This is a genomic window from Sporomusa sp. (assembly GCF_035561255.1).
Classification (GTDB): Bacteria; Bacillota; Negativicutes; order Sporomusales; family Sporomusaceae; genus Sporomusa.
The window spans coordinates 16,360-29,427 of record NZ_DATMXX010000356.1 but is presented as its reverse complement, the minus strand read 5'-3'; the positions used below and the strand labels follow the sequence as shown (position 1 = coordinate 29,427).

Annotated in this window: 8 protein-coding genes and 3 riboswitches; of the genes, 6 read left to right on the top strand and 2 right to left on the bottom strand. The window is 46.9% G+C overall.

Annotated elements, in window-relative coordinates; all coding sequences use genetic code 11:
* Nucleotides 1-340: 340 nt before the first annotated feature.
* Nucleotides 341-763: a DUF3842 family protein gene (locus tag VN379_RS20235; RefSeq protein WP_325537200.1), complete on the top strand. Its 423-nt coding sequence runs from the start codon at nucleotides 341-343 to the stop codon at nucleotides 761-763.
* Nucleotides 764-1,005: 242 nt separating this feature from the next.
* Here the strand turns inward: VN379_RS20235 and VN379_RS20230 are convergent, their stop codons facing one another.
* Both VN379_RS20230 and VN379_RS20225 read right to left on the bottom strand, forming a co-directional pair.
* Nucleotides 1,006-1,383 (bottom strand): VOC family protein, encoded by a 378-nt coding sequence (locus tag VN379_RS20230; RefSeq protein ID WP_325537198.1) that lies wholly within the window; start codon nucleotides 1,381-1,383, stop codon nucleotides 1,006-1,008.
* A gap of 37 nt (nucleotides 1,384-1,420) precedes the next feature.
* Nucleotides 1,421-2,278 carry a class I SAM-dependent methyltransferase gene (locus tag VN379_RS20225; protein ID WP_325537196.1) on the bottom strand — a complete coding sequence of 286 codons (858 nt, stop codon included), beginning with the start codon at nucleotides 2,276-2,278 and terminating at the stop codon, nucleotides 1,421-1,423.
* Between the two features lie 261 nt (nucleotides 2,279-2,539).
* Nucleotides 2,540-2,722, top strand: a riboswitch (cobalamin riboswitch).
* 202 nt (nucleotides 2,723-2,924) lie between these two features.
* Between VN379_RS20225 and VN379_RS20220 the strand changes: the two genes are divergently transcribed.
* The 5 genes from VN379_RS20220 to cobN all read left to right on the top strand — a co-directional run bounded on the left by VN379_RS20220 (nucleotide 2,925) and on the right by cobN (nucleotide 13,063).
* Nucleotides 2,925-4,922, top strand: a complete 1,998-nt coding sequence (locus tag VN379_RS20220; RefSeq protein WP_325537194.1) for a diguanylate cyclase — start codon at nucleotides 2,925-2,927, stop codon at nucleotides 4,920-4,922.
* Nucleotides 4,923-5,063: 141 nt separating this feature from the next.
* Nucleotides 5,064-5,244, top strand: a riboswitch (cobalamin riboswitch).
* A 347-nt stretch (nucleotides 5,245-5,591) separates the two neighbouring features.
* Complete coding sequence (locus tag VN379_RS20215) at nucleotides 5,592-6,521, top strand: sirohydrochlorin cobaltochelatase (protein WP_325537192.1); 930 nt, start codon at nucleotides 5,592-5,594, stop codon at nucleotides 6,519-6,521.
* A gap of 143 nt (nucleotides 6,522-6,664) precedes the next feature.
* Nucleotides 6,665-6,846, top strand: a riboswitch (cobalamin riboswitch).
* Nucleotides 6,847-7,359: 513 nt separating this feature from the next.
* Nucleotides 7,360-8,334 (top strand): sugar phosphate isomerase/epimerase family protein, encoded by a 975-nt coding sequence (locus VN379_RS20210; protein WP_325537190.1) that lies wholly within the window; start codon nucleotides 7,360-7,362, stop codon nucleotides 8,332-8,334.
* On the top strand, nucleotides 8,331-9,296 hold the full coding sequence (locus VN379_RS20205; protein ID WP_325537188.1) for an ABC transporter substrate-binding protein: 966 nt from the start codon (nucleotides 8,331-8,333) through the stop codon (nucleotides 9,294-9,296). Before VN379_RS20210 ends, VN379_RS20205 begins: the two co-directional genes overlap by 4 nt.
* A 50-nt stretch (nucleotides 9,297-9,346) precedes the next feature.
* A complete protein-coding gene (gene cobN, locus VN379_RS20200; protein WP_325537186.1) occupies nucleotides 9,347-13,063 on the top strand; it encodes a cobaltochelatase subunit CobN in 3,717 nt (1,238 codons plus the stop codon).
* Nucleotides 13,064-13,068: the final 5 nt, after the last annotated feature.

Below are 13,068 nucleotides of genomic sequence, written 5' to 3'. Positions count from 1 at the left end.
GTTTGCGCAATTGATTGACAACATAAGTGAAATTTGGTACAATTCAAACCATAAAAGGTAGTTGAAACTATCTTGTGTCGTAAGAATGCGGCACATTTCGCTATTATTCTAGATTTATAGTATTTTAATAGTTTTATAGTGTAGAATAGCAGCCATGAAGGCTTCTGCATAGTGCAGTTGTCTTGATGGTTTATTTAATTAAGAGGATAGGCGAATCACAACTAAGGTAGTAGATAGCTGGCGTGAGCAAAGTTGAACGGTATTTAAACGAAAGGAATTTTCAATTTATTGCCGAAATATAAGTAATCGTCCATTTTTGTGGAAGGTGGTAAGAATCTATATGATAATCGCAGTTATCGATGGTATGGGCGGGGGGCTTGGCGTGCAGTTAGTGACGCAGCTTACGTCACAGCTGGGACAAAAAGCAGATATTATTGCACTAGGGACAAATGCGCTGGCTACCAATAATATGGTACGGGCAGGTGCTATGCGTGGTGCTACCGGTGAAAACGCTGTGGTTGTTTCGATCCGCAAGGCTAACATTGTGGTTGGTCCGATTGGCATAATCATTCCTAATTCCTTAATGGGGGAGATCACCCCTAAGATTGCAGAGGTTATTGCCTCTTGTGACGCTCATAAAGTACTGGTACCTGTAAATCAAAGCCACTTTGATATTGTTGGCCTGGAAAGCCGGCCGCTTGTTGTTTCTATTAAAGAAGCAATTGCCAGAGTAACCGAGCTTGTTCATGGTAAGGCGTGGTAAGCTTATAATCCGGACTTAATATTAAACAGAACTAATCAGAAAAACCGCTGGCGCGATCTTTTGGCTTTGCGCATATCAGATAATCCTGGAATACAAAGGAATGGTGTTACTTTTGGCATTGCCCTTGGCTCCCCTTGTTTTATAAGGACTTTCAGCCTCTCAAAACCTATAAATTCTGATACATAAAATAAAAACAACCCGGCTTATGCCGGGTTGTCTGTGTGTCTGCCACTATTGTGCGATTAACCGCGAAACTCTATTGATTCTCCATCCGGGCCTCTGAATACTACCCGGCGCCAGCCTGTTTCACGGGACACCCTTGCCCCTGCAGGGTGCGGTTCGGTTTCAACAGCAATGCCGGCTTCCTTCAGCCTGGTATAATCTGCGTCAAAATCATCACTTTCGAGGCAAAAATGGTAGCCTGTGAGTTGCGGTCTGTCCGGCATATGTATTAACTCCAAGACCGTGTCGCCAAGCTTTAGATAGACTATTTTCTCAATGGCCGGTACCGGAACAGTATGTTCATAATACTGGTGAAAACCAAAGTGTTTTTCATAAAAGGCAATTGATTTTTCCCTGTCTGTAACAGTGAAGGCTATATGGTCGATTCGTTTAAACATGATGACCTCCGCTTGGTTTTATCTGTAGCATGTCCAATTATTCCAGTATTGTGGCTTTACGGTCAGGACGCCACCACAGCACCCCGATAGTAGAGTTGATCAACTCAGTGCAATAGTCCTCAACAGCCCGGTTAGCCAGAAATTCGGTGATTTTAGCTGATGTTTCCGGGCCCTCCAGACCAAAGAGTTTAAAGTAGCTGGTATAATACTCGATCATATAAGCCAGTGTCTCCCGGTAGCGTTCACGGTAGCTATAGAATTTAATGTTAGGCAGATACCGCTCCTGATAAAGAATGTTAAAAGGATATTGGATGTCAAAGGCAGTTTGCTCAGGTGGTGTACCTATCAGGTGTTCCCATAGCAATGTACGCACTTTGATATGATAAGTGCCGGCAAAGCCGATCAGGCAGCAGGTGCCACGTGAAAGCTCATTCATTTTCATTAAGCTGTCATAATCGTTAATTGCAGTTGTGTTGGCGGCAAACACAACATCATATGCCGGTTCGGCAGGCAGGTCCAGCCAATCTGTCTGGAGTGTTGCAATCCGGTCTGTAACCCTTTCGTGAGACGCCTCAGACTGTAGGACAGACAGCATTTGCGAGGCCGTATCCAAACCTGTCACATGACTGGACTTAGCGGCCAGTGGTAATGTAAAGGTGCCGGCACCGCAGCCAATGTCAAGCACTGTGCTTTCAGGGGTTATTACGCCGTCGGCAACTAAGCCGTCAACGATCGAGTTATATATCGGGCGACTTTGGCGGTTGCGCAGGGCGTGCTGCTCGGCAAAGTCATTCCAAAACTGCTGCCAGCCTTGTTTGTTGCCATAACTTGGTGCCTGATGGGAACTCTCACGCGCTTCCTGCCAGGCTTCAGTCCAAAACTTGGTATTGCACATGTATCGTCATCCTTTCTGATCGTATAATTTAATAAAAAAAGCATGAAAATCCAAGGAGACATGTCCTTAGGTTTCATACCGGATTATTGAATCTTCATGATTCAAACTACTAGTCTAAATATAGATTGTTTTGTAGTAATTGTCAATTAGTAACAGCGTTTGCAGGACCGGTAATAACAATAAAATTACAGGCAAGTAAGGTAATAGACTAAGTATTGACACTATTTGAGATAAGGGTTATACTTTATTTACCAATATATAACTAAATACGATGAGGTAGGTGCCCTACGGGGCTTAATAGGGAAGACCGGTTAAAAACCGGCGCGGTCCCGCCACTGTAACGGGGAGCAAGCTTAGAATATACCACTGGGGCATTCGGTCCTGGGAAGGTTTAAGCAAGTTATGATCCGGAGCCAGGAGAACTGCCTATCTGACAATCACCGTTTTCACCCACGAGGTATGGGGAGGGGATTACAGTAGGCGCTTTGTTCTTTTATTCTGTTGCGTCACGCTTAATTCGCTCCTGGTATGTTAATACCAGGAGTTTTTATTTGGCATACTGTTTTACTACCCCCGGCTTTTAAAGTCGGGGGTTTTTGTTACCAATAAGCCCTGTAATTACAATTAAGCATAAGGGGTGTCTGGTGTGGATTGTTTTACTACAAAGCAAGACAATGGAATTTTAAATTTAGTCTATGAAGAATGGGAACAACGGGAAGATTTTAATTTCTACCTGTCAATATTATCGCATCAGTTTAATTTTGTATTTAGCCACTCCGAGCGAGTGGCTTATTATGCTGTTTTGCTGGCACAATCTATCGGGTGTAGTGACAGAGAAATCTCAGGCATCGGAGCGGCTGCATTGTTGCACGATATTGGTAAAATAAATGTGCCTATCAAGGTTTTATATAAGCAAGGTGTTTATGATCTGTATGACCGGGCTGAGATGGAGCGCCATCCGGTTTATGGAGGTCAGATGTTATTGCGGTCAAAGGACCTGCGCGAGCTGACTCCGGGGGTGCTGCACCATCATGAACGTTATGATGGGGGTGGTTATCCCAATAAACTTACCAAATTAGAGATCCCTCTGTCAGCCAGGATCATTCATATTGCTGAGGCGGTTGACGTCATGACAACGATCCAGAATTACCAGCAAGTAAGAAGCTGGGAGGAAGCCTTGACCGAACTAAAACGTTCAGCTGATAGTCAGTTTGACGGGACATTGGTAAAAGCTTTTTCTGAATTAAAGCCGGACATGATTGCCCGGGTTAGGACATCTGCAAATCAGGCAGCAGATTATGGCAATCAGCAGGAACTGTTAGTCTCAGGCAGTGTTGTACGTTACATGGAAAACGTATCAAACCTGGGAATCATCTGTTTGGATAAAAATAATACTGTGGTATTTTGTAATTCGTATGCTGAGCAAATGAGGCAATTCCCTGAAGGCGCTTTGTTAGGCCAAAATTTTTTGGCCAGCTATCCGCAGCACCGGCGCAGAATTTTAGAAGAAAAACTGGCTCAGATGCGTGACGGTGAAAAAACTGAGTGGTACCGCCTTATGGGCCGTAACGGCAAATTCATTGAGAATAGATACTCGCGGGTAACTGATGACCGGGGTAATTTTGTTGGTACTGTTCTAGTCACAATTGATGTAACCAAGCGGGAGAAAGTTGCCCGCAGTCTGAATGCAGCGCTGGAACGCCAGGCTGCGTTATATCAGGCAGCCCAGATTATTACGTCCTCATTAGGCATTGCCGAGGTAATAGAAGGTATCCTAAGGATAATAAAAAAAACCATGGTAGTTAATCAGGCAGTCATTTATTTGTTAAGTGAAACCAATAAGGATATCCCGGTTATATATACACATGGCAGCAATGGCAATAAGATGGATGAATACCGGCAAAACTGCCGTGAGGCAGTAAGCCAGGTGCGAAGTACTTTGCGGACAGTAACGGTTGATGATGAAAATACTAAGCTGACAAACTGCTTTGTTCCGATTATTTACCGGAGTGATTTGCTGGGAATACTATATGTCGAAAGAGCCAGTCAGGGAGAAGATTGCCAGGAGCGGCTGGAACTTCTGGAAGCACTGGCCAGTCAGACCGCGATCGCTATTAGGAATGCCCGGCTGCACGAGGAGGTATTATACTTAGCAGAGTATGACAAATTGACCGGCTTACTGAATCGCCATTCTTTTGACAGGTTTTTTGCCCGGCATTGCCAGGATACACAGGGGCAGTCAACGCCGGTTACACTGCTGATGATTGATATTAACGGCCTGAAGGCGGTCAACGATCAATATGGACATGTGGCAGGTGATATGTTAATTAAAGCTGCCGCTCAGGTTGTAAAAAACAGTATCTGTACTGATGACCGCGCCTTCCGTTATGGCGGCGACGAAATTGTCGTAGTAATGCCGGGGGTTTCTTTCAAAGAGGCGCAGATTATTATCAAGCGGATACAACGTAATATCAAGTGGTGGAAACCCAGCAGCGCTTGTACGGCTTATGCGAATTTGGCACTTAGTGTCAGCATTGGCGCTGCCGAGAGCGGCGAAGTGAGTTTAGAATGCCTAATTCAGGAGGCTGATAAGCGCATGTATGAAAGTAAGCGCCATTATTATAAATCACTTGATATAAAGTAGACTTGCTTCCAGGGAAGCCTGTTAGCGCGGAAAACTGGTAGAATGACAATGAAGTTTAAAGATTGTGAAAATTATAAAGTGGTAACCCGTAAGGATTGACAATCATTTCTTGAGGTGTTATGCTAATTTTATAGCAGACAACTACATATGTTTGAGATAGGTGCCTAAGGGCTTAATAGGGAAGTTCGGTTAAATGCCGACGCGGTCCCGCCACTGTAACGGGGAGCAAACTTAAGATATACCACTGAGACGATTCGTCTTGGGAAGGTTTAAGTGAGCCGAGATCCGGAGTCAGGAGAACTGCCTATTTGACAATCACCGTTTGTTACCCACGAGGTATGGGGAGGGGATTACAGTAGACGCTTTAAATGGCGTATCTAGCTTAATTCACTCCTGGTTAACGCCAGGAGTTTTTTATACGACTACTGTTTATTACTCCCAACTTAACGGTTGGGAGTTTTAATTTAATGACATTCTTCTCAACGCTCCTTTTGAATTTTGCGCATTGGCGCGGGTCATTCTGACCCTTCTTTTTACAATTCTGACATAACATAAATATTTGATTCTTAGTAAGGAGGATGCCTATGCGGCAATAGCAATGAAAAGGAATTGTGGGGACTTTTCCCCAACCATTCGCTACTAAAAATTTAAAGGAGTTGTTTCTAAACTATGAAAAACATTTATTCTCTGATCACCATCTGCATGCTTGCCGTATTCGGCTGCATAAGCATGATCCCGTCACTGGCTGCGGCTGCGCCGGCCACTGCAGGTAAAAAGGCCATCCTGGTTGTAAGTTTTGGCACTACGTATCATGATACAATGAAAACAACCATAGAAGCTGCTGAAAACAAAATGAAGGCAGAATTTCCTGATTATGAAGTTCGCCGGGCTTTTAGTTCCCGGATTATTATTAAAAAATTGGCTGAGCGTGATGGTATCAAAATTGATACCGAAAAGCAAGCTCTTGACCGCCTAAAAGCTGAAGGGTTCAGCGAAGTTATTGTACAACCTATGCAGATTACCCCCGGCGAGGAGTATGAGCTGATTAAAGGTGTAGTAGAACATGCTAAAGCCGCTAAAACCTTTGATAAAATCTCTATCGGCAGACCTGTCCTGTACTATGTGGGCCAGGAAGGTAAAGCAGATGACTATCTGGCAGCGATCAAAGCCCTGGAAACCCAATTCCCTAAATTGAGCAAAAATGAGGCTGTTTTACTGATGGGCCACGGTGGACCGCATCCTGCTACCACATCCTATGCTGCCTTGCAGGAAAAACTCCAGGACGCAGGCTATAAGAATGTGTTTGTCTATACTGTAGAAGGTTATCCGACACTTGAAGGTACTATTGCTAAGCTTAAAGCCAATAAGATCAAAAAAGTAACCATGATGCCATTAATGCTGGTGGCTGGCGATCATGCCAATAATGATATGGCTGGTGACGAAAGTGATTCTCACAAAAGTCAGCTCATTGCCGCTGGGATTAAAGTAGACACATATATCCATGGCATGGGAGAAAACGCAAAAATCCAAGACATCTATGTTCAACATGTCAAAGATGCTATTGCTGAACTTAATAATCCCGAAGTTAAAAAACACTAAGAGTACCAAACTACAAAAAAACACATCTCCTGCAGCTGCAGGGGATGTGTTTTAGTTTTGGTATAACGGCTATATGCAAAATTACTAGAAACTATTGACAAGATTCGTACTGTTCGATAAACTTATACCATAAGTAGTAATAAATTCATAGTGTTGAGTTAGGTGCCCAATTGGGCTTAATAGGGAAGACCGGTTAAAAACCGGCGCGGTCCCGCCACTGTAACGGGGAGTACGCTTAAGATATGCCACTGGGACAAGCGTCTTGGGAAGGTTTAAGCAAACCATGATCCGGAGCCAGGAGAACTGCCTAGCTGACAATCGCCGTTAGAGACCCACGAGGCATGGGGAGGGGATTACAGTTAAGCGCGTATCTTCTCGGGTATTCTCAAGAAGTTAGCGATCTGCTGAATTCACTCCTGGTACTTAGTACCAGGAGTTTTATATTGGCATACTGTACAATCAATCCCGATTGCCAAGGCAAGCGGGATTTTTTTATCCCCGGCGCAAGCCGTGTTTCCCTTACCGTTAATTATAAGAAGGGGGTAAACGAAGTGGCACAATATGTTCCCGGTAATTGGCCTGTTGATAAACGTAACTGCTCAACGCAGTTACACGTAATGAGAAGCTGCGCACTGTCGAACTGTGAACCTAGTGGCAATTCTTCTCTCCTGAAAATGTATGGAACAAGGCTTTTAAATAAAGCGCAGAGAAAAAGCGCTAGTATATGCTTACCTGGCTTACCGCCATCGAGTAGCTAAACAATAAAAGCTTTAGAGGCAGATGCCACTGTAACAGGAGGCATCTTTCTTCTTATGAGCATAGTAAAGGATGTATGTAAATGCTGCAGCTTGTCAATTTGTCGAACTATGCAACTGATAATGAGCTCATCAATAATAGCGCAGAATGCCTGCAGGAATTTTTGACCTGCCATCATTTAGACGGGATTGAAATGATGTTTTGTGGACCCTTAGATGAAAACGTTCATAGAAAAGAATGGATTCACGGTGTGCATCTCAGATTCTGGCCGTGGTGGCTCGATTTTTGGCGGGGTGATCGATCCGAATTGCTAAAACAGTTCGGCAACGAGGAGGACATCAAGGCTTGCTACGGAGGTATAACGCGTGAGGAATGGCTTAATGTGTACCGGGAGAATATTACTGCTGCGCAACAGGCCGGGGCTAAATATGTCGTTTTTCATGTCAGCCATGCGAGAATCTCAGAGTTGTTTAGCTGGAGATTTCACGCTTCTGACCGGGAGATCATCGAAGCCACGGTAGAGGTCATTAATCAACTGCAGAGCGCGATACCCGCAGATATGACATTGTTGTTTGAGAATCTGTGGTGGCCGGGGCTAACCTTGCAAAGCAAGGAACTGACAGCACAGCTGCTGGATGGCATAGCCCATCGCAATGTGGGAATTATGCTGGATACCGGGCATTTGATGAATACTAACCCGGCCTTACGGACACAGGCAGAGGGTGTCGACTATATCCTTAAAACAATATCCCGGTTGGGCAGCTATGGCCAGTATATCAAGGGCATTCATTTACATCATTCATTATCAGGCGAGTATATCAAGAGCAGCCGGCACAGCATAAACCGGCAAGCGGAATATTCTTTGACTGAAGTCATGACCCATGTGCTTAAGATTGATGAACACCGGCCGTTTAGTGTGCCCGAAGTACGCCGTATTGTTGATTATGTGCAGCCGGATTACCTGGTACATGAGTTCATGAAGAATTCCATGGGGGAGTGGGTAGAGAAAATTAATCAGCAGCAACAGGCATTAAATATTGTGAGGGTAAATAAGTGAAATTTTTTAAAATTGTAAAACTGACAATACTTTTGCTCTGCCTGCTGCTTTTGTCTGTTGGCTGCGCAAACCAGCAGGGGCAGCAAGCCGGACAGTCATCACTCAGCTATGAGGTCACAGACAGCCGGGGAAATGTAATAAAACTGCAGCGGAAACCCCAGCGGATTGTATCTTTGTCTATCAGTACTGATGAGATCCTTATTGGGCTGGTACCACCAGAGCGGATTGCCGCCCTGACCTACCTGGCTGACGACGGCGGGTTATCCAATATTACCGAACAAGCCAAGGCCATAGCGGCGAAAACAAGAGCTAATCCTGAAGCAGTCATTGCCTTACAGCCTGATCTTGTTATTGTGCCTGATTGGCAGCCGGCAGAGTTTGTGCAAACAGTCCGGGATGCGGGTATTGCTATCTATATATATAAATCGCCTAACACAATTGAAGAGATTAAAACAGTAATTCTGGAGCTTGCTCAGGCTGTCGGCGAGCAGCAGGCCGGAAAAAAGCTGGTCAATGACATGGACAGTGCGCTGGACAGGGTAGTGGCAAAGGTGCGGCAAATACCTGCTGAGCAAAGGCCGGTGGTTATTCGTTTTACATTAATGGGCGGCACCGGTGGTAAAGGAACTACCTTTGACGATATCTGCAGCTATGCCGGCGTGCAAAACGGGGCAGCTATTGCCGGGCTTGCGATGAATGATTTATTAGCCAAAGAGCAGCTTGTCAAGGTTAATCCGGACATATTGTTAATGCCGACCTGGGACTATACCGGCAAAACCGATATGGATCAATTTAAGGCCAGTATACAAAATGATCCGGCCCTACAGTCGGTTAAGGCCATTCGTCAGCAAAAGCTTGCCCAAATACCTGACCGGTTTTTATATTGCACCTCGCAGTATATTGTTTTTGGTGTACAGGAGCTGGCGAGCTATGCCTATCCACAGTATTTTGAACAGAAGTAACGATTTTTAACCTATAGAGAAAAGAATGAATTGATGGGGAGATCGCGAAAATGGGACGCATTATATTTCTAACCAATATTGACCGTCAACATAGCATGCTGGAAAAAGCCAAACTGCTTCTGCGCGAGGCGGGGGGGTTGACCAGTGATATAAGTGTTATTTTCCTTAATGATAGTATGGTGTGGGAACCGGCCTGGCAGCAGCGTTTTAGTGACAGTGATATTGTCTTGTTTTCCTGGATGGGCATGGGGCGGGATACCCCTTTTCTGAAAAAAGCAGCCGGATTCCTGCGGGACAAAGGCATTACCCATACGATGCTGGCGACTGAACCGCATCCCGAGGATACTCTTTGCGGAGTAACTCAGGCAGAGCGGGAGCAACTGCGCAAATATTTAGTGTATAGCGGCATCGATAATTATTGTAATTTTTGCCTGTATCTGAGTAACCGGTATTGCGGGGAAAGCTGTGGCTACCAACAACCGCAGCAGTTATTATGGAATGGTATTTTTTATCCTCAGGCAGCTAAAATTTTTACAAATAGTTCCGAGTACTGGCAGCAGTATTGTCAACCAGACCGCCCGACGGTAGGCCTTATTTTTCCCCGGGATGAATGGATCTGGTCAGATCTGGCCTATCAAACAGCTTTGATCGAAGAGATTGAGTCGCAGGGGATGAACGTAATAGCGGCATTTAGTCACTGGGCGCGCAATGCGGACTTAGGCGCACCGGGAGTCGATGACACAGTCCGGAACTATTTTTATAACGACGGCAGGCCTGTTATTGATGTGCTGATTAATACCTTCAAATTCTCCCTGACCGTAGGCCGGCCGGTGGATCAGGAATTCTTGCACCAGTTAGGGGTACCTGTTTTGCAGGCCTATGCCTTGTTGCGATCACCTGAGGACTGGCGGCAGAGTATTGAGGGACTGACACCCATGGAGATATCCTGCAGTATTGCTATGCCGGAATTTGACGGCGTTATCCACGCTGTACCTGTAGCTGGCAAAAAACAGGCTCCGGACGGGACGACAAAGTATGAGGTTATTCCTGAGCGCATCAGGCAGGTTGTACGTAAAGCCGGCAAGTGGGCTAACCTGCGGCATAAGCACAATAGTGAGAAGAAAATTGCAATTATCTTTCATAATTACCCGGCCACAAACTCCAATATCGGCAGTGCTCAGGGAATGGACTCTCCTGCCAGCATCCGGTTAGTGCTGGAACGGATGGCTCAGCAGGGGTACAGGATAGATCATATTCCACCAGACAGCCGGGCGCTAATGGATGAATTACTGAATGCAGCGACCAATGACCGCCGCTTTTTGACTGACAGTCAGATTACCCAGGCTCCGGGTAAGGTGAGCGCATGGCAATATAGAGAGTGGTTTAATGGACTGGAGCCTGCTACACAGGCACAATTAACTACAGACTGGGGGATAGCCCCGGGTGATGTATTTAATTATGCTGACCAACTACTTATTCCCGGCATGCTTAACGGCAATATTTTTATCACTGTGCAGCCGCCGCGCGGCTTCAGTGAAGATCCGGCCAAGCTGTATCACTCGCCGGACTGTGCGCCGACCCATCATTATTTAGCGTATTATCATTGGGTACGGGATATCTGGCAGGCTGATGCGGTTGTTCATGTCGGTACCCATGGAACCCTGGAATGGCTGCCAGGCAAAGCTGCCGGGCTGTCCCGGGAGTGTTACCCTGACCTGGCTATCGGCGATTTGCCTAATATCTATCCCTACCTGATCACTATTGTCGGTGAAGGCATTCAGGCTAAACGGCGTGGTGCCGCCTGTCTTATTGATCATTTGCCGCCGCCGATGAGTCAGGCAGGTACCTATGATGAACTGGCGGAGCTGGAAAAACTCCTTGATGAATATTGCCACTTTCAGCAAAACCAGCCTGGAAACGCTGAAGTAGTTGCCAATCTGATCAGGGAGAAGGTTGTGGCAGCGAATTTGTCAGGGGACATGAGCCAAAATGAGGGTGAGGATTTTGGCGGCTATAGCCAACGGCTGCATGCCTATATTACCGACATCAAGAATATGCAGATTCGGGTAGGGTTGCATATCCTGGGGTGTCCGCCACAGGGTGATATACTGCTTGAATACCTGCTGGCACTTACCCGGCTGTCAAACGGGGAAACCCCATCTCTGACAGAAACAGTGGCGGCTATTCACGGCTATGACTACTATGAACTGGTGGCTCAGAGCGGCAAGCTTTTGCCTGACGGGAGCAAAACCTGCGGCGTGCTGGTGGATGAAATCTGGCAGCAGTGCCGGGAGGCTGTTGATTGGTTATACGAGCATGACTTTGATCCTGCAGCAGCGGAGCAGGTAGCCGGTCTGGCCTGGGCTGCGAACGCCGGAGCTGCCCTGCAAGAACAGCTCCGGCAGGTTGCGCGGTATGTCTGTACAGTGCTGATCGGCAACTTAGCTAAAACCGGGCAGGAAATCACTAATTTACTGGCTGCACTGGAGGATCGCTTTATCGAACCCGGGCCGGCCGGTGCGCCGACCAGCGGTATGGCTGATATCCTGCCGACAGGGCGGAACTTCTATGGGGTAGACCCGCGGACCCTGCCGACAGCCGCGGCCTGGGAACTGGGCAAGATACTGGGAGACAGTGTTATTGAACGTTATATTGCCGATGAAGGCCGCTATCCCGAGAATATTGGCATGATCTTCTGGAGTGGCTCCAATATGCGCAGTCATGGTCAGTGTATTGCCGAATTCCTGTATCTATTGGGGGTACGGCCGGTATGGCAGCGCGGCAGCCAACGGGTTGTCGGGCTTGAGGTCATACCGGCAGCCGAACTTAAACGGCCGCGGCTTGATGTCACCGCCCGGATTGGCGGTTTGTTCCGTGATTCGATGCCGATGGCAGTCAAATGGATGGATAAGGCTGTTAGTTTGGTCGCTAATCTGGAGGAAAGCAGTGAGCTGAATTTCGTCCGCAAGCATGTATTGGAAGACTCGCAAACTTTGAGCGAACAGGGCGTCGATCGCTTAGCAGCCTGGGAGCAGGCCTGTTACCGGGTATTTGGCTGCCCACCGGGGAGTTATGGCGCCGGTGTCAGTCATTTATTGGAGGAAAAGAACTGGGAAACGGTCGATGATTTAGCCAGGGTGTATGTGCGCTGGGGTGCGCACGCCTATGGGGCCAAAGCGAGTGGCGCTTTTGTACCGGAACTCTTTAGCCGGCGCCTGGGCAGTCTGGATGTTACCGTCAAAAATGAGGACAACCGGGAAGTACATCTGCTCAATTCAGATGATTTTAACTCCTATCATGGCGGGATGATTGCTGCGGTCCGCAGTTTGAAAGGCAAAGCGCCCCGCTCCTATTGCGGCGACAGCTCTAACCGGCAGCAGGTGACCCTGCGCAGCCTGGATGAGGAGTTTAAACGGCTGTTTCGCGGGGAAGTTATGAATCCCAAATATATTAAAGGTATGAAACAACACGGTTATAAAGGGGCTGCTGATCTGGCAGGGGTTGTGGCCCACTGCTATGACTGGGATGCTACCAGTGCCGTGATGGAAGACTGGATGTACCAGGGACTGGCCCAAAAATATGCCATTGATCAGCAGATGCGCGAGTGGATGCAGGCTGTCAATCCCTGGGCTTTGCAGCGTATTGCGGAAAAGTTACTGGAGGCGGCGCAACGCGGCCTGTGGCAGGCTGACGAACAAACCAAACAGGAATTGCAGCAGATATTTCTGGAGATTGACGGAGAACTGGAAGAACGGGGTGACAACTAAAGTGT